Source organism: Gluconacetobacter sacchari, from assembly GCF_014174255.1.
In the GTDB taxonomy this organism is placed as follows: Bacteria; Pseudomonadota; Alphaproteobacteria; order Acetobacterales; family Acetobacteraceae; genus Gluconacetobacter; species Gluconacetobacter sacchari.
On record NZ_JABEQJ010000014.1, the window covers coordinates 17,489 to 37,740 of the forward strand.

At 70.6% G+C, this 20,252-nt stretch carries 17 protein-coding genes; 7 read left to right on the forward strand and 10 right to left on the reverse strand.

What is annotated here, in order from left to right:
* Nucleotides 1-83: 83 nt before the first annotated feature.
* Genes holA through HLH48_RS11665 form a run of 4 tightly spaced genes read right to left on the reverse strand, consistent with a single transcriptional unit; the run spans nucleotide 84 to nucleotide 5,034 of the window.
* Nucleotides 84-1,100, reverse strand: a complete 1,017-nt coding sequence (holA, locus tag HLH48_RS11650) for a DNA polymerase III subunit delta (protein ID WP_182997684.1) — start codon at nucleotides 1,098-1,100, stop codon at nucleotides 84-86.
* Nucleotides 1,097-1,846 carry a hypothetical protein gene (locus HLH48_RS11655; protein ID WP_264813078.1) on the reverse strand — a complete coding sequence of 250 codons (750 nt, stop codon included), beginning with the start codon at nucleotides 1,844-1,846 and terminating at the stop codon, nucleotides 1,097-1,099. Before HLH48_RS11655 ends, holA begins: the two co-directional genes overlap by 4 nt.
* A 4-nt stretch (nucleotides 1,847-1,850) precedes the next feature.
* Nucleotides 1,851-4,463 (reverse strand): leucine--tRNA ligase, encoded by a 2,613-nt coding sequence (leuS, locus tag HLH48_RS11660; protein ID WP_182997685.1) that lies wholly within the window; start codon nucleotides 4,461-4,463, stop codon nucleotides 1,851-1,853.
* Between the two features lie 49 nt (nucleotides 4,464-4,512).
* Nucleotides 4,513-5,034, reverse strand: a complete 522-nt coding sequence (locus HLH48_RS11665) for a DUF3576 domain-containing protein (protein WP_182997686.1) — start codon at nucleotides 5,032-5,034, stop codon at nucleotides 4,513-4,515.
* Nucleotides 5,035-5,336: 302 nt separating this feature from the next.
* On the opposite strand from HLH48_RS11665, the gene HLH48_RS11670 reads away from it, so the two are divergent.
* Nucleotides 5,337-7,232 carry a glycoside hydrolase family 3 C-terminal domain-containing protein gene (locus tag HLH48_RS11670; RefSeq protein WP_343065413.1) on the forward strand — a complete coding sequence of 632 codons (1,896 nt, stop codon included), beginning with the start codon at nucleotides 5,337-5,339 and terminating at the stop codon, nucleotides 7,230-7,232.
* Nucleotides 7,233-7,239: 7 nt separating this feature from the next.
* Here the strand turns inward: HLH48_RS11670 and HLH48_RS11675 are convergent, their stop codons facing one another.
* The 6 genes from HLH48_RS11675 to HLH48_RS11700 all read right to left on the reverse strand — a co-directional run bounded on the left by HLH48_RS11675 (nucleotide 7,240) and on the right by HLH48_RS11700 (nucleotide 14,048).
* Complete coding sequence (locus HLH48_RS11675; RefSeq protein WP_182997687.1) at nucleotides 7,240-8,436, reverse strand: lytic transglycosylase domain-containing protein; 1,197 nt, start codon at nucleotides 8,434-8,436, stop codon at nucleotides 7,240-7,242.
* On the reverse strand, nucleotides 8,424-8,870 hold the full coding sequence (locus tag HLH48_RS11680) for a DUF1489 family protein (RefSeq protein ID WP_182997688.1): 447 nt from the start codon (nucleotides 8,868-8,870) through the stop codon (nucleotides 8,424-8,426). The genes HLH48_RS11675 and HLH48_RS11680 overlap by 13 nt, the downstream gene beginning before the upstream one ends.
* 3 nt (nucleotides 8,871-8,873) lie before the next feature.
* Nucleotides 8,874-10,010, reverse strand: a complete 1,137-nt coding sequence (locus HLH48_RS11685; protein WP_182997689.1) for a nucleoside hydrolase — start codon at nucleotides 10,008-10,010, stop codon at nucleotides 8,874-8,876.
* A 38-nt stretch (nucleotides 10,011-10,048) separates the two neighbouring features.
* The gene (gene hemW, locus HLH48_RS11690; protein ID WP_246387268.1) at nucleotides 10,049-11,245 is read right to left on the reverse strand and encodes a radical SAM family heme chaperone HemW; all 1,197 of its coding nucleotides are present in this window, start codon (nucleotides 11,243-11,245) and stop codon (nucleotides 10,049-10,051) included.
* Nucleotides 11,235-13,226, reverse strand: coding sequence for a potassium transporter Kup (locus tag HLH48_RS11695; RefSeq protein WP_182997691.1), 1,992 nt, complete (start codon nucleotides 13,224-13,226; stop codon nucleotides 11,235-11,237). Before HLH48_RS11695 ends, hemW begins: the two co-directional genes overlap by 11 nt.
* A gap of 66 nt (nucleotides 13,227-13,292) precedes the next feature.
* Nucleotides 13,293-14,048, reverse strand: coding sequence for a YggS family pyridoxal phosphate-dependent enzyme (locus tag HLH48_RS11700; RefSeq protein ID WP_182997692.1), 756 nt, complete (start codon nucleotides 14,046-14,048; stop codon nucleotides 13,293-13,295).
* Between the two features lie 138 nt (nucleotides 14,049-14,186).
* On the opposite strand from HLH48_RS11700, the gene HLH48_RS11705 reads away from it, so the two are divergent.
* From HLH48_RS11705 to HLH48_RS11730, 6 genes are all read left to right on the forward strand, one after another.
* Nucleotides 14,187-15,479: an RsmB/NOP family class I SAM-dependent RNA methyltransferase gene (locus tag HLH48_RS11705; RefSeq protein WP_182997693.1), complete on the forward strand. Its 1,293-nt coding sequence runs from the start codon at nucleotides 14,187-14,189 to the stop codon at nucleotides 15,477-15,479.
* 76 nt (nucleotides 15,480-15,555) lie between these two features.
* Complete coding sequence (gene rpe, locus HLH48_RS11710; protein WP_182997694.1) at nucleotides 15,556-16,233, forward strand: ribulose-phosphate 3-epimerase; 678 nt, start codon at nucleotides 15,556-15,558, stop codon at nucleotides 16,231-16,233.
* A 61-nt stretch (nucleotides 16,234-16,294) separates the two neighbouring features.
* The gene (locus HLH48_RS11715; RefSeq protein ID WP_182997695.1) at nucleotides 16,295-18,034 is read left to right on the forward strand and encodes a heparinase II/III family protein; all 1,740 of its coding nucleotides are present in this window, start codon (nucleotides 16,295-16,297) and stop codon (nucleotides 18,032-18,034) included.
* A gap of 83 nt (nucleotides 18,035-18,117) precedes the next feature.
* Nucleotides 18,118-19,242 (forward strand): glycosyltransferase family 4 protein, encoded by a 1,125-nt coding sequence (locus tag HLH48_RS11720; protein WP_182997696.1) that lies wholly within the window; start codon nucleotides 18,118-18,120, stop codon nucleotides 19,240-19,242.
* A 201-nt stretch (nucleotides 19,243-19,443) separates the two neighbouring features.
* Entirely contained in the window at nucleotides 19,444-19,674 is a 231-nt protein-coding gene (locus HLH48_RS11725) for a Flp family type IVb pilin (protein ID WP_182997697.1), read from the forward strand.
* A 19-nt stretch (nucleotides 19,675-19,693) separates the two neighbouring features.
* Nucleotides 19,694-20,242, forward strand: a complete 549-nt coding sequence (locus HLH48_RS11730; protein WP_182997698.1) for an A24 family peptidase — start codon at nucleotides 19,694-19,696, stop codon at nucleotides 20,240-20,242.
* Nucleotides 20,243-20,252: the final 10 nt, after the last annotated feature.

The following is a 20,252-nucleotide window of genomic DNA, read 5'->3' on the forward strand; positions in this document are numbered from 1 at the left end:
TATCCTGCTGAGCTACGCGGACACACTCCCCGCTTCTAACCGAGCGCGCGGCCCGGAGCAAGCGCCCGCACGGGGCAAAGGTGTCACCGCTCGCGGCGCAGGATCGCCGCGGTCGCGGCCAGCCGGGCGATGTGGCGGCGGCACAAGGCCAGGTCGGGGGCGCCGGTCTGCTTGCAGTCCTTCTCCAGCGCCTGGGTCTGTTCGGCGGCCTCCATCAGGCGCTCGCCGGTCCACAGCGATAGCGCCTGGCCAAAGGACTCGGTCCGTTTGAAGAAGACCGGCGGCCGCAATCCGCGCATCGCCTCCGCCCGGCTCTGCCCCGAATCCATCGCGATCCGTGCCCGGCGCAGCCGGTGCAGGTGCGACAGCAGCGCCCGCGCGACGGCGATCGGGCTGGTGCCCTCGGCCAGGGCGCGTTCGATCGCGGTATCCGCGCCGGCCCGGTCGCCGGCGGTGGCGGCATAGGCCGCGTCCTCCAGCGACACGCCGGCGGCGTCGCCGATGCAGGTACGCACGTCGTCCAGCGTCAGATGCCCGCCCCGGCCGGCATACAGGGCCAGCTTCTCGACTTCGCCGCGCATCGCCGCGCGATCGGGGCCCAGCAGGCCGGCGAACCAGGACAGCGCATCGGCGTCGATGCGGATCTCCTCCTCTCCCAGAACCTGGCGGATCGTGGCTTCCAGCGCCCGCCCTTCCTCCGGATAGCAGCCGATCGCGGCGCAATGGTCCTGGGCTTCGGCCAGGGCGCGCAGCCGCGACCGGCTGGCCAGGCCGGGGGCCTCGATAATGACCAGCGTGTCGGAATCGCGCGCCAGGCTGGCCTTCAGCGGGGCGGTCAGGCTGTCGCCGCCGTCGCGCACCCACACCACCCGCCGCCCGCCGCTCAGGGAGAGCGAGAAGATTTCCTCTTCCAGCCGTTCCGCCGCATCGCGGTCCAGCACCGCGACGCGGAACGGATCGTCCAGTTGCGGGGCGATGGCGGTGGCGGCCTGGCGCGCGCGCTCGCGAATCAGGCCCGTATCCTCGCCATGCAGCACGATCGCCCGCAGCGCGCCGGGCTCGCGCAGGATCCGGGCGACCGATCGGGCGTCGATCTTCACTGGCTGTTGACTGTTCCGTTGGCCGGCACGCCCCCCGCCGTCCCGGACGGATCGGGGGAGGACCGGCCGATGGCCATGCCGGGCATGCCGTCCTCGCCGACCGCCTGGCGCGGGATCTCGGTGCTGGAATTGGGCATGACGTTCGGGTCGACATAGGTGGCCTGCGGCATGGCCGCGTGCCGGGCGGGCGCTGCCCTGGTCCTGAACCAGATCGCGAGCTGCTGTGTCAGCCGGTCGGCGACGGCCTGGGCCACCCGGCGCGCCAGCGTGGCCTGGTTCAGGTTCTGGGCGAAATATTGCTCGAACGTCTCGTTCTCGCCATCGATCACCTGGGCGTCGCCCTGGGTCAGCAGCGCGGGGACCGGCGCGACGGTATAGAGCATCCAGTGCGCGTGGGCCGAGGCCCGGGTGCGGCCGGTCGTATTGTCCGAATGGATGTCGATCGCTTCGTTCATCACATAGGAACTGACGCGCAGCGTATAGCCGGTCGGATCTTCCTGCCCGGCGCCGGCCAGGTTCTGTTGCAGGAACAGCCGCAATTCCTGCCCGTAGCGCTCGGGGATGCTGGCCACGTAGACCTGGCGCAACTGGTCGGGGATCGTGCCGCTCGCGGTGTCGCCCCCTCCCGGCGTTCCGTAGAGCGGCTGGAAGCCGCACCCGCCCAGCATCGTCACCATCGCCAGCAGCATCGCGCGGCACGGGCCGCGAGGCCGACGGCACGAGGTGGAAAGGGGCAGGGCGGGCACGCGCTCAGCCCGCGATCACGAAATTGACGATACGGTTGGGCACATGGATACGCTTGACGATGCGCTTGCCCTCCAGCAGGCGCGCGACATTGGGTTCATGCTCCGCCAGGGCGATCACCGTCTCGGCCGGCGCGTCGGGCGCGGCGGCGACGGTGCCGCGCAGCTTGCCCATGATCTGGACCGCGATGGTCAGCTCGCGCGCCACCAGCAGGTCGGGCTCGGCCACCGGCCAGGCCCGATCGACGGCCGGCGCCCCGCCCGGCTCCAGCAGCGCCAGCATCTCTTCCGCCTGGTGGGGAACCATCGGCGCGGCCAGCAGGCACAGGGCCAGCGCGGCCTCGCGCCGCGCATGCGCCATGCCGGCATCGGCCGCCGCGCGCTCGGCCTCGGCCAGGGCCGAGGTCAGTTCGTGCAGGCGGGCCACCGCGACATTGATCGCGAACCCTTCCAGCGCCTCGCTGACGGCGGCGATGGCCCGATGGGTGGCGCGGCGCAGCCCGTCGGCGGCGTCGGAGGGCGCGGCTTCCGGGGCGGATACGGCAACGCTCTCGGCCACCGTCCGCACCACGCGATAGAGCCGTTGCAGAAAGCGCGCGGCACCGGCAACGCCGGCCTCGGTCCATTCCATGTCACGTTCCGGCGGGCTGTCGGACAGCACGAACCAGCGCGCGGTATCGGCACCGAACCGTTCGATGATCGCCACCGGCGCCACGGTATTGCGCTTGGATTTCGACATCTTCTCGACCCGGCCGATCGTCACCGGCGCCCCGGTGGCACGATGCACCGCGCCGTCGCCGCGCCGCTCGACCTCCTCGGGATACAGCCACAGCCCGTCGGTGTCGCGATAGCTTTCGTGATTGACCATGCCCTGGGTGAACAGCCCGTCGAACGGCTCCTCCAGGCCCAGATGCCCGGTCTCGCGCATCGCGCGGGTAAAGAAGCGGGCATAGAGCAGATGCAGGATCGCATGCTCGATCCCGCCGATATACTGGTCGACCGGCAGCCAGCCATCCGCCGCTGGGCGCACGGTCGGCGCGGCGGCGTGCGGCGCGGTGAAGCGGGCGAAATACCACGAACTGTCGACGAAGGTGTCGAACGTATCGGTCTCGCGCGTGGCATCGGCGCCGCAGCGCGGGCAGGCGACATGTTTCCAGGTCGGATGATGATCCAGCGGGTTGCCGGGCCGGTCGAACGTCACGTCCTCGGGCAGCGTGACGGGCAACCGGTCGTCGGGCACCGGAACGGGGCCGCACGCGGCGCAATGAATAATCGGAATCGGGCAGCCCCAATAGCGCTGGCGCGAGATCCCCCAGTCGCGCAGCCGCCAGTTCTCCACGCCGCGCCCGACACCGAGCCCCTCCAGGCGACTGATCGCCTCGGCCCGCGCGGCCCGGGTATCCAGCCCGTCCAGGAAGCCGGAATTGATCAGCGTGCCGTCGCCATCCCACGCCTTGGCGGTAATGGCGAAGGTCGCCTCGTCCTCTCCCGGCGGCAGGATCACCGGGCGGAAGGGCAGGTGATAGGCATTGGCGAAGTCCAGGTCGCGCTGGTCGCCGCACGGGCAGCCGAAGATGGCGCCGGTGCCGTAGTCCATCAGCACGAAATTGGCGATCCAGACCGGAAAGCTCTGGTCGGGCAGGAAGGGATGCGACACGCGCAGCCCGGTGTCGAAGCCGCGCTTCTCGGCCTTTTCGATCGCCTCCTCGGAGGTGCCCAGGCGGCGGCATTCGGCGATGAAGGCGGCGGCGCCGGCATTTTGCGCGGCAACCTTCGCGGCCAGCGGATGATCGGCCGCGACGGCCAGGAACGCCATGCCGAACAGGGTGTCGGGCCGGGTGGTATAGACCTCGACCGAATCCAGGTCGGTGTCGAACCCCTCGGGCGGGCTATGCAGGCCAAAGCGCACGCGCGCGCCGACCGACCGGCCGATCCAGCGCTCCTGCATCACGCGCACCCGCTCCGGCCAGCGCGGCAGGTGCGACAGGCCCTCCAGCAGGTCGGGGGCGAATTTGGTGATGCGCAGGAACCACTGCGACAGTTTCTTCTTCTCGATCAGCGCGCCCGACCGCCAGCCGCGCCCGTCCACCACCTGCTCGTTCGCCAGCACGGTGTGGTCCACCGGGTCCCAGTTCACCCAGCTTTCGCGCCGCTCGACCAGGTCGGCCTGGAGCATGTCCAGGAACAGCTTCTGCTGCTTGCCGTAATAGTCCGGCAGGCAGGTCGCGATCTCGCGGTCCCAGTTGAACGAAAAGCCCAGGCGCTTGAGCGTGCCGCGCATGGCGGCGATATTGTCCAGCGTCCACGCCTGCGGATGCACGCCGCGCTCCCGCGCCGCGTTTTCCGCCGGCAGGCCGAACGCGTCCCACCCCATCGGATGCAGGACAGAAAAGCCCCTGGCCCGCTTGTAGCGCGCAACCACATCGCCCAGCGTATAGTTGCGCACATGCCCCATATGGAGCTGCCCCGACGGATAGGGGAACATCTCCAGCACGTAATATTTCGGCCGGTCGGCCGGCGGCACGTCGGGCACGTCGAAGGTGCCGGCCCGCTCCCACTCGGCCTGCCAGCGCGGTTCGGCCGTGCGGAAATCGTAGGAAGCGGGGGTCATGTCAGTCATTGCAGGTCCAGGGGCCGAAACGAAGAAGGAATGCCGGGGCGGACGTGGCTTACTTGCCGCCGCCGCTGTCGGCGCGAAGCTGGCGCGCCCGGGCCAGGATCCGCGACGTGATGTCCGACACCGTGTTCGGCGCGACGGGCGTATCGACCCACTGGCCGTCGGTCAGGGCCTGGCGGAAGACCGATACGCGGATCGCGTCCGAGCGCAGGTTGCGCGACAGGACATAGGCGGTGATCTTGAACCGTTCGTTCTTGCTCGCCGGCGGGGCGTACCAGTCGGTCAGGATCACGCCGCCGATGGCATCGGCCGAGGCGAACGGCATGAAGGACAGCGTATCGATCGCGCCGCGCCACAGATAGGCATTGACGCCGCTCTTGCCGATCTGGTCGTCTCCGCCGCTGGCGGACCGATCCTGGCTGATCAGGTGGTTCTGTGGCGTCGCCAGTCCCGCGTCGGCGCGGCGCGGCGACGAACAGGCGGTCAGGCCAAGAAGCGGGGACAGCGCCAGCACGCCCAGCAGGCGGGCCGATGACGGAAGGCGGCGAATGGCGGATGGCGGTCGAACGGTCATGGTGCCCCTGTGGTCCCCTCGGGTCTGGCCCCGCTGATGATGGATCGGCGGCCGTGGCGTTTCCTGCCCGTCCGGGGCCGGCGGTCGGACCACGGTTCAGCCGGTTGCAATGCCGTCTTCATATCCCGCCCCGGCATCCCCGCCAAGTCGGGCGGTGATTTTCTGCCGGGCCGGCGAAATGGCGTGCGGCCCCCCGGATTCCGCGCCTTGCCTTCCCCGTTCCAGGGGGTTTCAAGAGAGCGGCCCCGCGCGGCGGCACAGGGGGGCGGCACGTGACGAAATGCGGGATCGGGAGGCGCGGCGTGGCAGGGATCGCGGAAGGGTGGAAAGCATGGGGCGGCGCGATCGTCCTGGCCGTCCTGTCGCTGTCGGCGGCGCCTCGGCCCGGCATGGCCGCCCGCCTGACGCCGGCGGAGAAATTGACGCTGGTCCGCGCCGATGTCGCGCCCGCATCGGCCCGGGGCGTGTCGATCGTGACGCTGCCGGGCGTGCCGCGCGCCGGCCTGCCCGCCCTGCGCATGGCGTTGGTCGACGGGGCATCCCAACCCTCGCCGCTGGCGCTGATGGCAAGCTGGGACCGCGACCTGGCGCGGCGGGTCGGGCAGGCCCGGGCCCGCGCCATCCGGGCCGGCGGCCGCGCGCTCGCGGCCCTCGGCGGAATCGGCCCCCTGCCGGCCGGCCGCACGCGCGACGGCGAGGACCCGCTATTGTCCGGCCGGATGATGGGCGAGGTCGCGGCGGGGCTGATCGCGGGCCATGTGCTGCCCCTGTTCGGCGGGCTGGGCCAGCCCGGACCCGACGGGATGGAACAGGACCGGCTGCTGGCGCTCCATGTCGCGCTGGAGCATGCCGCCGGGGCCGGGATGCTGTGCCATGTCGCGACCGTGGCGATGCGGCCCTGCGGCGCGCTCGAGGGCATGGAACGCACGCTGCGCGACGGATGGCGCTATGGCGGCATGATCGCCCTGATGGCGGACCGCGCGACGCCCGAGGCCCCGCCGGCGATGCATCGCACGCTGGTGCTGTCCGCCCTGGCGGCCGGTGTCGATGTGGAGGGCGAGCCCGGAACAGCCGAAACGGCGCTGTTCGGCGCGACCCTGCGCCAGGCGTTGAAGGGCGGTGCGGTGCCGCCCGTCAGGCTCGACCGCATGGCCGCCCACATCATGCAGGCGATGGACGCGGCCGGCGTGACCGAGCATCCCCCGCCGTTCGGCGCGTTGCGCGCCCCGGCCCCCTACCAGGGGCCACTGGTCGGGGACGAGGTCGCCGAGGGCACGGTGCTGCTGCGGAACGAAAACGCGGTCCTGCCGCTTGCCGGTACGGCCGCCGCGCCGATCCTCGTCCTGGGGGCGGGGCCGGCCCGCACGGCCGCGCGCGCGATGGCCGACGCACTGGGCCGCGCCGGCCACGCCGCGCGACTGGCCGCCGACGCGCCAAATGGCACAGCACTCCCGCCCGACGTCGCGCAGGCCGGTCCGGTCGTCATTTTTTCCGCAGGGTCCGAGGACGATCGGCTGATCGGCGCGGTGGCCGACAGCGGCGCGCATGTGGTCGTCGTCCTGCTGTCGGACGATCCCGACCGCCCCATGCCCTGGCTGGACCAGGTCGACGGCGTGGTCCAGGCCTGGTCGTGGCGCGACGGAGGCGAGGACGCGCTCGCGGCGCTCCTGGGCGGGCAGCGCGATTTCTCCGGGCGGCTGCCCGTGACCCTGACCGGCGGCGCGGCGCCGGCGCATCCGGCGGGCTACAAGGCATTCGACCGGGCGCATGTCGCGCCGCTGTTCCCGTTCGGGTACGGGCTGGCGATTCACGCGCGCTTCGCCTATGGCGACCTGAAGGTGACGCGGGACGGCTCCCGGCTGCTGGTCGCCTTCAGCGTGACCAATCGCGGCACCGCGCCCGGGCGCGACGTGCCGCAGATCTATCTCGACCTGCCGGACGGCAGTGGCGAGGCACCGAAACGGCTGATCGGCTGGCGCACCGTGCAACTCGCGCCCGGCCAGAGCGCGCGGCTGGCGGTGGGGATCGACGCGCGGATGCTGGGCCGATGGAATCCCGCGGCGCTGGAATGGGTGGCGCCGGCCGGCGATTACGGGGTCTCGCTGGGCGGTCATTCCGCCAACCTGGCCCGGCAGGTGATGATCCATCTGCCGGAACTGCACGTCCCCGCCGCCCTGCCGGAGGGCGAGGCCGGCTAGGACGTGCCTATTGGCCCGGACGCACGATCATGCAGTCCAGCCCCTGCCGATGCATCGACGAACAGGCGCTGGCGGCACTGGCGCGAGCCAGGCCCGCCAGCCGGGCGCGATAAAGCGAACGCCCGTTGAACGCGGGCACGGGCTGCACGATGCTGCGCGCGCCGTTCAGGGCGTCGAAGGCCGCCTGGCGCGCCATGGTGTTGGCGAAACGGGCCTGCCCTTCCGAGGTAAAGGCGCCGACCTGGATCGCCCACTGGCCGTAATTCACGCCCGACGCCGCGCCACCGGCCAGGGGCGGGCGCGCGGCAACAGGCATGGCTGCGGCTGGCACGGCGGCGACCGGCGCGGGTGGCGGCAGCGGCGCCGGCATGGGGGGCGCCAGCGGCTGGCACGGTGCGTCGGGATCGTAGGCCGCATCGGGATCATGCGCGCATTGTCCGGCGGGGGCCCCGCGCGGCACATAGGCGGCGTACTGCACCGGCTGGCCGCCAGTCGGGTCGGCGATGGTGGGAGTGACGACGACCGGCTGCGCGGCGGGGGCGGCCGATGCCATGGCCACCGGCAGGCTGGCCGGCGTGGCCGACACCATCTGGCTGTCGCTGCCATAGGCGGCCAGCGGGCCGCTGAGGGCGACCGCCGTGCCCAGATGCGGCGTGACCGAGGCCAGGTAGTTGATCGTCTCGTTCGGCAATTGCCGCCCGGTCTGAAGATAATCGTCCAGCCGCTGCGGGCCGGCATTATAGGCCGCGAGAAAGCCCGGCGCGCCGTAGCGGTCATACATCAGCCGGATATAGGCGGTGCCGGCCAGGATATTGTCGTGCGGCTCGTACGGGTCCGGCCCCAGCCCGTTCTGCGCCTGCATGTCGGCATAGGTCTGCGGCATCAGTTGCATCAGCCCCATCGCCCCGGCCGAGGACGTGATCGGCTGGCCGTCCAGATATTCATGGCCGCCCGATTCCTGCTGGATCACCGCACGCACCCATTCCTGCGGGACCGAGAAGCGGGTCGAGGCATCGGCGATATAGGGCCGCCACGGGTCCCCGGGCGGCCCGGGCGCGCGATAGGCGCCGTTCCGGGCGTAATAGCGGGAATAGCGCGAGCCGGGCGTGCCGCCGCATGCCGCCAGCGAGGCGACCCCGATCAGGGCCAGCCCGATCAGGGCGGCCTGGCGGCCGCGCCGACGGCCGGACGCTAGATCAGGCATAGCCCGGCCAGGTCCCGCCGCAGCGCCTCGGGCAGCATCCCGCTCTCGCCGCCACCGGCCGCCAGGTCGGCCGGCGCGTCGGCGGGCGACAGATAGCGCCAGCCCTGGAACGGCCGCATCGGGCGCGGCGAAACCGCGACGATCTCGGGCGCCAGCACCACCAGCGCGCAGGCCACCCCGTCCTCGCGCGTGTCGGGGCGGATCTCGACCACCCGCTGGCGGCACAGGATCAGCCCGCCGATGACCCGGTAGAGCGAGCCGCCATCCACGATCTCCGCCGCCCGGCGCGGGAACATGCGGGTCCGCAACCAGGGGCGGCCGGATGGCTGCGTCCCGTCCAGCCCGTCCCCGGCGCCCTCCGCCATGGTGCGCTGCCGGTGCGCCAATTCCTCGACCGACGCGATTCCGACCGCGAGCTTGACCAGATGCAGCATGGATCAGGGACGTCCCACGGGATGCACGTCGCTTTGCGCCTCGCGCAGGAATGTGTCCAGAAAGCGCGGGGCGTCGATCGACTGCACGATCCGCACCTTGCGGATCCCCGTCCCGGTGGGCGCGGTGGAATCGGGCCAGACCACGACATGGCCGTAATGCGGCCCGTTGGCGATGTCGATGTCCATATAGGCCTCCAGCGAGGCGGTGATCAGGGTCGGATCGGCGGCGATCGCGGTCGCCATCTCGTCCCACATCGGCAGCGGGTCGTAATAGGTGCCGATATAATCGGTCATCGGCGTGCGCTTCTGCCGGATGCGCTTCAGGTAGTCGCGCGTCATCATCAGGTCGTTGGACACGTTGCCGACGACGGTAATCGACGGCCACGGCGCGGTCAGCGCGATATGCGCCGCCTCGGGGTCGAAGATCATGTTGAAATCCGAGGCGAAATCGACGTTGCCGGTCAGCGAGCGCATGCTGGTGTCCAGCAGCCCGCCCATGAAGATCAGTTCCTTCGCCGTGGCGGCGAAGGTCGGGTCGATCCGGATCGCCAGCGCCAGGTTGGTCATCGGCCCGGCCTCGACGATGGTCACCTGGTGCGGATGGGCATGGACCTGGCGGATCAGGAACAGGGCGGCGCATTCCGCCGCCGGTTTCATGGTCGGCGCGCCGTCCTTCATCGGCGGCAGCGGCGGCTGTTCGGCGGGCACCTTGTCCATCGACCCGAGCCCGCCCCAGGCGCCCTTCCACGGGATGGTGCCGAACTGCTTTTCGCGCAGGCGCATCACGGGCACGCTGTTGATCAGCGGATAGACGGCGCCGTCGGCCACCGGCACGTCGGTCCGGCCGATAATCTCCAGGAAGCGGCGCAGATGGGCGGATTCCTGGTTTTCCCAGCCGTCGCCGGTCGCGACGGTAAAGCCCAGCACCCTGACGGCGGGGTTGAACAGCAGCGGGATGATCGATTGCTGGTCGGAGCCGCCCGGCCCGAGGAAATCATTGTCCTCGATCACCAGGCGCGGTTCGGCCGCCTCGGCCACCGGCGGGGCGGCGGCCAGCAGGCCGACCCCCAGCGCGAGCGCCCGCAGCACGGCGGGCAGGAGGGGGCGGGGAGTCCTGGTGCGGGAGAAAGGGAAAGCCATGCCGGGTCCTGTCTGAATGGGGCCGAGCGTCCGGCGGCCTACAGCACCATGGCGCCGAGCAGGGCCTCCAGCCGGAGGCGGCCCGATGCCGTGGCGCGCAGGACGGCCCCGTCCGTCGTCTCGTCGCGGACAAGATACCCTTCTTCCAGCGCCGCCGCCAGAATCACCGGATCGATCGCCTCGGGCATCGCCATCCCGGTGCGCCGCGCGAATCGCGCCTCGGGCACGCCCTCGGTCAGGCGCAGGCCCATCAGCAGCATCTCGCGGGCACGGTCGCGCGCGCTCAGCCGTTCGTCCTGCATCAGGCCGCTGCCCGTCCGCTCCACCCGTTCGGCCCAGGGCTCGGGGGCACGGTGGCGGCGGGTGGCGTGCAGCCCGTCCGCCAGCGTCATCCGCCCATGCGCGCCGGGGCCGATTCCCAGATAGTCGCCATAGCGCCAGTAGGTCAGGTTATGGCGGCTTTCCGCCCCCGGCCGGGCATAGTTCGACACCTCGTACGCATCCAGCCCGTGGCCGGCGGCGACGCAGGCTGTGTCCTCATACATCCGCGCCGCCGATTCGTCGTCGGGCAGCGCGAGCAGCCCCTGGCGATGCAGCCCCTCGAAACGGGTGCCGGGCTCGATGGTCAACTGGTACAGCGACAGATGGTCCGACACCAGGCCCAGCGCCCGGTCCAGTTCGGCCCGCCACGCGGCGGGCGACTGGCCCGGCCGCGCATAGATCAGGTCGAACGAGATCCGCCCGAACAACGCGCGCGCGCTCTCCAGCGCCGCGATCGCCTGCCCGGCGGAATGCTGCCGCCCCAGCAGGCGCAGCGCATCGTCGTCCAGGCTCTGGATCCCCAGCGACACCCGGTTGACCCCGGCATCGCGAAAGGCGCGCAACCGCCCGATCTCGACACTGGTGGGGTTGGCTTCCAGCGTGATTTCCAGATCGGGCACGGCGGCGAACATGGCGCGCGCGTCGGCGATCAGCGCGGCCACCGTCTCCGGCGCCATCAGCGACGGCGTGCCCCCGCCGAAGAAGATCGAGCCCAGCCGACGCGGGCCATGGGCCGTCAGCCGGTCGGCCTCGTGCGCCAGTTCGCGCCGCAGGGCGGCGGCGAACCGCGCCTGGGGAATGGCGTCGCGGACATGGCTGTTGAAATCGCAGTACGGACATTTGGCCAGGCAGAACGGCCAATGGACGTAGAGTGCCAGGGGAATCGGGTCGGGAGCCGGGGCGTCAGATGGCAAGCCGCACGCCCAGTTCCACCACCCGGTCCGGCGGAATGCGGAAGAATTCGGTGGCCGGGATGGCATTGCGCGCCATCAGCAGGAACAGCGACATCCGCCAGCGCGACATCTTGGGCACCGAGGAGCGGACCAGCAATTCGCGGCTGGTGAAATACGAGGCCTGCATGGCGTCGAACTCGACCCCGTTGGCCTTCAGTTCCTCCAGGGCGCGGGGCAGGTTCGGCGTCTCCATGAAGCCGTAGCGCAGGATCACGCGATAGATGTTGGGGGCCAGTTGCTGCAAGGCGACACGGTGGCCGCGCGTGGCCTCCGGCTGGTCCAGGGTCTGGACGGTGACGAACAGCACATGCTCGTGCAGCACCTTGTTATGCTTCAGGTTGTGCAGCAGGCAGGTCGGCACGAAATCCGGCGTGGCGGTCATGAAGACGGCCATGCCGGGCACGCGGATCGTGCGCGATTGCGGCAGGCGCGCCAGGAAGGAATTGACGGGCAGGCTGTCCAGCTTCTGCCGGGCCATGATCAGGCTGCGGCCACGCTTCCAGGTCGTCATCATCAGGGTCAGCGCGGTGCCCAGCAGCACGGGCACCCAGCCGCCCTGCGGAATCTTGAGCGCGTTCGATGCGAAGAAGACGCTGTCCATGACGAAGAAGCCGCCGAACGTCGCAACCGAGGCGGTCTTCGACCAGTGATACTGGCGGCGGAACACCACCATCGCCAGGGCGCAGGTACACATGAAGGTGCCGGTCACGGCGATGCCATAGGCCGAGGCCAGGGCGTCGGAACTGCGGAAGGACACCACCAGCAGCAGCGCGCCGACCATCAGGAAGCGGTTGAATTCGGGCAGGTAGATCTGCCCTTCCTCGTCCTTGTTGGTGTGGGTGATGCGCATGCGCGGCAGGTAGCCAAGCTGGATCAACTGGCGGCACAGCGAGAACCCGCCCGAGATCCCGGCCTGGCTGGCGATGACGGTCGCCATCGTCGACAGGACGATCATCGGGATCTGCATCCAGTGTGGCCCGAGCAGGAAGAACGGGTTGCTGATCGCCGACGGGTCCGAAATGATCAGCGCGCCCTGGCCCATATAGTTCAGCGCCAGGCACGGCAGCACGCAGAACAGCCACGCATAGCGGATCGGCTGGCGCCCGAAATGGCCCATATCGGCATACAGCGCTTCCGCCCCGGTGACCGACAGCACGACCGAGCCCAGCGCGATGAAGGACAGCCAGCCGTGAAAGATGATGAACTGCACGGCATAGATCGGCGAAACCGCCAGCAGGATATGCGGATGGCGCAGGATCGCCAGCAGCCCGAGAATGCCGAGCATGCTGAACCAGACCACCATGACCGGCCCGAAGATCGTGCCGACCTTGCCGGTGCCGTAGGATTGCACGCTGAACAGCCCGATCAGCACGACGATCGCGATGGGAATGATCAATTCGCGCGCGGCGGGAAAGCTGACCTCCAGCCCCTCGACGGCCGACAGGACCGAAATCGCGGGCGTGATCAGCCCGTCGCCGAAGAACAGGCAGGCGCCGGCGATGCCCGCCATGCCCATGACCAGTTTCAGCCGGGTATCCTGTGACACTTTCTGCGCCAGCGCCATCAGCGAGATGATCCCGCCTTCGCCGTTATGGTCGGCGCGCATGATCAGCAGCACGTATTTCACGGTCACGATCAGGATCAGCGACCAGAGGATCAGGCTTTCGACCCCCATGACCTCCCAGGCATTGATCCGGTGATGCTGCGAGACGACGAGGATGGTGGAGCGCAGGGCGTAGAGCGGGCTGGTGCCGATATCGCCGAAGACCACGCCCAGGACCGCCAGCAGGGCCGCGAACCCGACCGGACCGGCCGCGTGTTCGTACTGGTCGGCACCGAATTCGGTAATCTTGGACGTCGTTTCCGAGTGGCCGCCGGTTTCGGCGGCCGCGTGGGCGGGCGGCGTCGATCCGGCAGGCAGGTCGACCGGGTCAGGCGTCATGCGGGACGTCTCCGAAGACTGTTGGCAGGCAACGGCGCGCCGGCCGCGTTGTCTTCCGGCATAGCGTCATGATTCGGGGGCAGCAAGGCAAGCGGGCGGGATGGCGCCATTCGGTGGGCCGGCAGGTCGATGGCCGAAGATCGCGCTGCCCACGCGGACATGGGTGGCGCCGGCCGCGATCGCGGCCTCGAAATCCGCCGACATGCCCATCGACAGCAGCGCCAGGCCGTGCGTCCGCCCCAGCTCCGCCAGGTAGCGGAAATGCGGCACCGGGTCCGCCTCGGCGGGTGGGATGCACATCAGCCCGCGCACGGCATCGCCGAAACGCTGGCGGCATGAGTCGATGAACGCGTCGGCCAGCGCGCGCGGAACGCCGGATTTCTGCGATTCGTCGCCGGTATTCACCTGCACCAGCAGATCCGGCAGGCGCCCGGCGCGATCGGCGGCGCGGGCCAGCGCGTCGGCCAGTGCCGGGCGGTCCAGGCTTTCGATCATGTCGGCGATCCGCACCGCCTCCAGCGCCTTGTTCGTTTGCAGGCCGCCGATGACATGCAGGCGCAGGGCGGGCCAGTCGCCGCGCAGGGCGGGAAATTTCTCCGCCGCCTCCTGTACGCGATTTTCGCCGAACACGGTCTGGCCGGCCCGCAGCGCGTCCAGCACGCTGGACTGGGGATGGAATTTCGAGACCGCGACCAGCGTGACCGCGTCGGGCGCGCGGCCGGCGCGGCGGGCCGCCGCCGCGATGCGCCGCCGGATGCCGGCCAGGGCGGCGGCGATCGGGGGCGGGCAGGCCGGGTTACCGGCGGGGAACATCGTCGTCATGGCGTTACGGTTGGCCGGGCACGCCCCCCGGTCAAGGGGCCTCTCGGCGCCTGGCCGAAAATGTGGGGGTGGCGGCGCAAAGGCTGGCATGCCATCAGCACGCGGCATAGGAACCAGGACGGGAGGAGCGGACGCACCATGATTCAGGGCGCACCAGACGGGCGGAGACAGCGCGGGGCGGGGGCGGATCCGACGCGGGATATCGCCTTCGATATCGTGCAGGGCGTCCTGGAACATCGCCGCATGCTGGAAAACAGCCTGGACCAGTCGCCGGCGGCGCGCGGCGCGGACGCGCGCGACCGTGCCGCCGCGCACCGGCTGGCCGCGACCGTGCTGCGCCATATGGGCACCGCCGGCATGGTGCTGGAACCGTTCCTGAAGAAGGAGCCGCCGCTGCCGGTGCGTACGGTGCTGCTGATCGGCGTGGCGCAGATCCTGTTCCTGGACACGCCCGCCCACGCGGCGGTCGGCACGGCGGTCTCCCTGGCCCGCCGGCGCGGCCTGACGCCGTTCGCGGGGCTGGTGAACGCCGTGCTGCGCCGCATCGCGCAGGCCGGCGCCGGCGCGCTGGACGGGCTGGACCAGGATCGGCTGGATGTGCCGCCCTGGCTGTGGGGGGCGTGGGGCGACCTGGCGCGCCCGATCGCCGGGGCCCTGGGGCGCGAGGCCCCGCTGGACCTGACATTGCGTCCCGGCGCCGAATACCCGCCCGGCGCCGACCCGCTGCCCACCGGCACGGCACGCCTGCCGGCCGGGACCCGGGTGGCGGACCTGCCGGGTTACGCCGAGGGCACGTTCTGGGTGCAGGACGCGGCGGCCTCGCTGCCCGCCCGCCTGCTGGCGGCGCGGCCCGGCGAGCGGATCGCCGACCTGTGCGCGGCGCCGGGCGGCAAGACGGCGCAACTGGCCTTCGCCGGGGCCGACGTCACCGCCGTCGAGCGCGAGCCCGCCCGCATGGCGCGGTTGAACGAGAATCTGGCGCGCCTCGGCCTGACGGACCGGGTGACGACCGTGCTGGGCGACGCCACCGCCTGGCGGCCCGACGCGCCCCTGGACGGCGTGCTGCTGGACGCGCCCTGCTCGGCGACGGGCACCGCGCGGCGCCACCCCGACGTGCTGTGGATCAAGCGCCCGCGCGACCTGCTGGCCCTGACCGAGGGGCAGGACCGGCTGCTGGCGGCCGCGCGCGACATGCTGCGTCCGGGCGGCCGGCTGGTCTATGCCGTCTGCTCGCTCCAGCCCGAGGAAGGGCCGGAACGCGCCCGCGCCGCGCGCGCGATGGGGCTGGAGCCCGATCCGTTCTCGGCCGAGGAACTGGCCATGCTGCCCGAGGCCCTGACCCCGGAGGGCTGGCTGCGCACCCATCCGGCGCTGTGGGCGGATAGCGGCGGGATGGACGGATTCTTCGCCGCGCGCTTCCGCCGCATCTGACCTTCCCGTGATCGGCCGTGGCGGGCGGCATGCAACTGCTTGCATGCCGCCCGTGCTTTCCTGTTACACTGGCGCCATGCCCACTCATTTCCCCCCCCTCATCGCACCCAGCGTCCTCTCGGCCGATTTTTCCCGCATGGCGGAGGAAGTCATCGCCGTCGAGCGGGCCGGGGCCGACTGGCTGCATCTCGACGTGATGGACGGCCATTTCGTGCCGAACCTGTCCTTCGGCGCGCAACTGATCAAGGCGCTGCGCCCGCAATCGGGGCTGGCGTTCGACGTGCATCTGATGATGACGCCGGTCGATCCCTATCTGGAAATGTTCGCCCAGGCCGGGGCCGATCACATCCATGTGCATGTCGAAGCCGGCCCCCATACCCACCGGACCTTGCAGCAGATCCGCGCGCTGGGCGTGAAGCCGGGCATCGCCCTGTGCCCCGCGACCCCGCCGCAGGCGGTGGAGGAGGTGCTGGACCTGGTGGACGTGATCCTGGTCATGACCGTCAACCCGGGCTTCGGCGGCCAGAAATTCCTGACCAGCCAACTGGAAAAGATCCGCACGCTGCGGCGGATGGCGGACGCGACGGGCCGCGACATCCGCATCGGCGTCGATGGCGGCGTCGATGTCGAGACCGCCGCCCTGGCGACCGCCGCCGGGGCCGACATGCTGGTGGCGGGAACCTCGGTCTACGGCCAGCCGGACTACGAGCGGGCCATCGCCGCCCTGCGCGGGGCGGCCCGACGGCCCGAATGATCCAGGGCGCACCGTCATGCATGATGGGGACGGACCAGCCTCATGAAATGAGAGGGGCCTGATGGTCCTGCGACGCTGGAGCCAGGACGCGCGCCTTTCGCTGGCCCGCCTGCCGTCGCTGGCGGGGCTCGGGCGGGTGCCGGCGGCGCCGGTCCACACCGTGCGCGACCTGTGGCCGGGCGACCCGGTCGCGGGGGCGCAACTGGCGCTCGGCAGCCTGACCCATCGCGGGGTCACGCGGCGCATCGGCCCCGGCCGGTGGGAGGACCCGTCCTATCCCGAGTCGTTTCGCGCCTGTCTGCACGGCTTCACCTGGCTGCGGGACCTGCGCGCGGTGGGCACCGACGCGGCGCGGCTCCAGGCCCGCGCGCTGGTCAATGACTGGCTGGCCCACCCGCCGACCGACCCGATGATGCGCGACTGCGCGGTCACCGGCGCCCGGCTGGCCGCGTGGCTGGGCCATTACGATTTCTTCGCCGCCTCGGCCGATGACGGGTTTCGCCACCGCCTGATGCAGCGGCTGCTGGCCGAGGGGCGGACGATCGCGGCCCTGCTGCCGCCCGAGACGCATGACTGGCGGGCACTGATCGCCTTCAAGGGCCTGCTGGCCGCCGCGATCGCGATGCCGGACCATAGCGGCTTCCTGTCGCGGTTCATGCGCTATCTCGATGCCGAACTGGGGCGGCAGATCCTCCAGGATGGCTGCCATATCCAGCGCAGTCCCGAAATCCAGCTTCTGGCGCTGCGCGAACTGGCCGAGATGCGGGCGATGCTGAACGCGGCCCAGGTGCCGCTGCCGGATTCGCTGGCGCTGGCGCTCGACCGGATGAGCCCGGTGCTGCGGGCCATGCGCCATGGCGACGGGGGGCTGGCGCTGTTCAACGGCGGCAATGCCGGCACCGTGGCGACGATCGAGATGGTCCTGGCGCAATCCACCCGCTCGCGGGTGGTGGCGACCGCCATGCCCGACGGGGGCTTTATCCGGTTGCAGGTCGGGCGGTCCCTGCTGCTGGTCGATGCGGCTCCCCCCCCGCCGCCCGGCTTCGATTCCCAGGCCCATGCGGGCACGCTGTCGTTCGAATTCTCGGTGGCCCGCCAGCGGGTGATCGTCAATTGCGGCGGCGGGCAGACGGCGGCCTGGCAGCGCGCGCTGCGGGAAAGCGCCGCGCACTCGCTGCTGGTGCTGGAAGGCCGGTCGTCCTCCGATATCGGGCCCGACGGCGCGATCCAGCGTCGTCCCGCGCATGTGACGGCGGAGCAGATGGGCCAGGACGGGGCCCATTGGCTCGACCTGTCGCATGACGGCTATCACGCGGCGTTCGGTGCCTCCTGGCGGCGCCGGCTCTATCTGGGGGACGGGGGCGAGGACCTGCGCGGCGAGGAAATCGTCGAGGGCGAACGGTCGCAATCCTTCGATCTGCGTTTTCACCTGCACCCCACGGTCGGGGCGGAATGGGACGCGGAAGGACAGATCGTCGTCCTGGACGTGGGAGGACGCATCTGGAAATTCCGCGCCGAAGGCGGCACCCTGGCGGTCGAGGAAAGCATCTATTGCGGCAGCGGAAAGCCCGAGCGCACGCGCCAGATCGTCATCCATGTGCGCCCGGGCGACGACGCGGCGCCCGAGGCGGCGGAACCCGCGCCCGCCGAAGCCGCCGCGCCGGACAGGGACGGCGATAAGCCGGAACCCGAAACCGACAGGCCGGAGCCTCCGCCCCCGCATCCCCGCGCCGCGCGAAGCGGCAACGCGGAACGGACGCGCCAGGTCATCCGCTGGGGATTGATGCGGATGGAAGAATAGGGCGCGGTCGCCCCCCGCTCCTTCCGCAAGGGCGCGACGTGGTGCTAAGAGAGGCCCACGGCACGGAAGGCCCGCGAACGACGATGAAGATTCTTGAAGTAACCAACGTCGATTTTTCCCTACGGCACTTTATTCTCCCCCTGATGCGCGGCTTGCGGGACGCGGGGCACGAGGTCATCGGCGCCTGCGCGGACGGCCCGCTGCTGGCCGAGGTGCGAGAGGAAGGGTTTCGCGTCGAGACGGTGCCGATGGCGCGCTCGTTCTCGCCGCTGGCCCAGGCCCAGGCGCTGACGGCTCTGATACAGCTCATCCAGCGCGAGCGGCCGGACATCGTGCATGCGCACATGCCGATCAGCGGCCTGCTGTCGCGGCTGGCGGGCAAAGTGTGCGGTGTTCCATGCGTGGCCTATACCTGCCACGGCTTCCTGTTCAACCAGCCCGGCGTGATTCCCAGGCGCGGCCTGTCGCTGGCGCTGGAATGGATGGCCGGCCGGATGACCGACCGGTATTTCACCGTCTCCACGCAGGAGGCCGAGGATGCGCGGCGCCTGGGCATCCACCCCAATCCGATCGCTCTGGGCAACGGCCGCGATCCGGCCAGCTTTCATCCCGACGCCGAGGCGCGCGGCCGGATCCGGGCCGAACTGGGCGTGCCCCCCGACAGGGTCGTGATCATCGCGGTGTCGCGCCTGGTACGCCACAAGGGCTACCCGGAACTGCTGGAAGCCATGGAAGAGGTGCCCGGGGCGGAATTATGGGTGGTGGGCGAGCGCCTGGCCTCGGATCACGGCCCCTCGCTGGACGAGAATTTCGCCCGCGCGGAGCACGCGCTTGGCGGACGTCTGCGCCGCCTCGGCTATCGTCGGGACATTCCGGCCCTGATGGCGGCGGCGGATATCTTCGTCCTGCCCAGTCATTTCGAAGGCCTGCCGATGTCGGTGATCGAGGCGATGCTGACCGGCCTGCCGGTCGTGGCGACCGACATTCGCGGCCCGCGCGAACAGGTCGTGACCGGCCGCACCGGCCTGCTGGTCCCGCCTGGCGAGGTCGCGCCGCTGGCCCGCGCCCTGCTGCGCCTGGTCCGCGATACGACCCTGCGGTACCAGATGGGCGAGGCCGGGCGGCAACGCGCCCGGAACCGGTATGATGAAGCGACGGTAACCGCCCGAACCGTCGCGTCCCTGCTGGATGCCGAGCCGCCTGCCTGAAAGCCTTGTCCGGCATGGGGCGCTTTTCTATGGGCGGCGTCTGGACACGCATGCCGCCGATCGGTAAAGTGTTAATATTGACTTAAGAAGTCGAAGGAAAAGCCAGCCCGTCTCAGGCTCCGAACATCCCAGATGCAATTGGTATCGAGTCTGTTCAGCGGATTTGTAGGCTCTCAAAGAATATAAGAGAGGGCGAATATCATGCGTTTCCCGCGGGAAATTGTGACCCTGACGCGCGATCGTCGCGGCGTGACGATGCTGGAATACGGGCTGATCGCGGCACTGGTCGCCGTGGTGGCCATTACCGGCCTGACGACCCTGGGCTCGTCCCTCAACGGCACGTTCGGCAGCGTGGCAAGCAAGCTTCCGACGAACACCACGGGCAATGGCGGTTCCGACGGCACGACGTCGCCGAGTTCCGGAGCCGGCTGATCATGCCCGGCTTCGGCCCGTGTCTCGCAGGCCGGTCGCGCGGGTGATGGCCCATGTGCTCGCCGACACGGCCCGGTGGCCGCTGGTGCCGGCCTGCATGGGTGCCGTGGCGGTTCTTCTGCTCCGGGCCGCGCTGCATGATATCGCGACCCGGCAGGTCTCCGACCGGCTGGTGCTGGGTGTCGCGCTGCTGGACGGAATGCTGGCCTGGCTGGGCGGTTATCCCTGGCGCGGGCTGCTGTCCGGCCTCGGCCTGTTCGCCCTGGGGGTAACCTGCTGGTCGCGTGGCTGGATGGGGGGTGGCGACGCCAAGCTGCTGGGGGCGGTCGGCGTGGCGCTGCGGCCCGGGCAGGTCCCCGCGCTGGTCGTGGACATCGCGCTGGCTGGCGGCGTGCTGGCGCTGCTCTATCTGCTGGGGCGGGCCAGCCTGCCGCCACCTCACGGCGTGGCGACGCCGCGCACCGCTGTCGGGCGCGTCCTGCGGGTCGAGCGCTGGCGGCTGCATCGCGGATGCCCGCTTCCCTATGTCTGCGCCATAGCGGGAGGAAGCCTGGTCGCTCTCCTGTAACCGGGGCCAC

Coding starts and splice junctions, on each gene's coding strand:
- leuS (WP_182997685.1), bottom strand. CDS start 4,463: ATGACTGACATGACCCCCGCTTCCTACGATTTCCGCACGGCCGAACCG.
- HLH48_RS11665 (WP_182997686.1), bottom strand. CDS start 5,034: ATGACCGTTCGACCGCCATCCGCCATTCGCCGCCTTCCGTCATCGGCC.
- HLH48_RS11675 (WP_182997687.1), bottom strand. CDS start 8,436: ATGCCTGATCTAGCGTCCGGCCGTCGGCGCGGCCGCCAGGCCGCCCTG.
- HLH48_RS11680 (WP_182997688.1), bottom strand. CDS start 8,870: ATGCTGCATCTGGTCAAGCTCGCGGTCGGAATCGCGTCGGTCGAGGAA.
- HLH48_RS11685 (WP_182997689.1), bottom strand. CDS start 10,010: ATGGCTTTCCCTTTCTCCCGCACCAGGACTCCCCGCCCCCTCCTGCCC.
- HLH48_RS11695 (WP_182997691.1), bottom strand. CDS start 13,226: ATGACGCCTGACCCGGTCGACCTGCCTGCCGGATCGACGCCGCCCGCC.
- HLH48_RS11700 (WP_182997692.1), bottom strand. CDS start 14,048: ATGACGACGATGTTCCCCGCCGGTAACCCGGCCTGCCCGCCCCCGATC.
- HLH48_RS11705 (WP_182997693.1), top strand. CDS start 14,187: ATGATTCAGGGCGCACCAGACGGGCGGAGACAGCGCGGGGCGGGGGCG.
- rpe (WP_182997694.1), top strand. CDS start 15,556: ATGCCCACTCATTTCCCCCCCCTCATCGCACCCAGCGTCCTCTCGGCC.
- HLH48_RS11715 (WP_182997695.1), top strand. CDS start 16,295: ATGGTCCTGCGACGCTGGAGCCAGGACGCGCGCCTTTCGCTGGCCCGC.
- HLH48_RS11720 (WP_182997696.1), top strand. CDS start 18,118: ATGAAGATTCTTGAAGTAACCAACGTCGATTTTTCCCTACGGCACTTT.
- HLH48_RS11725 (WP_182997697.1), top strand. CDS start 19,444: ATGCGTTTCCCGCGGGAAATTGTGACCCTGACGCGCGATCGTCGCGGC.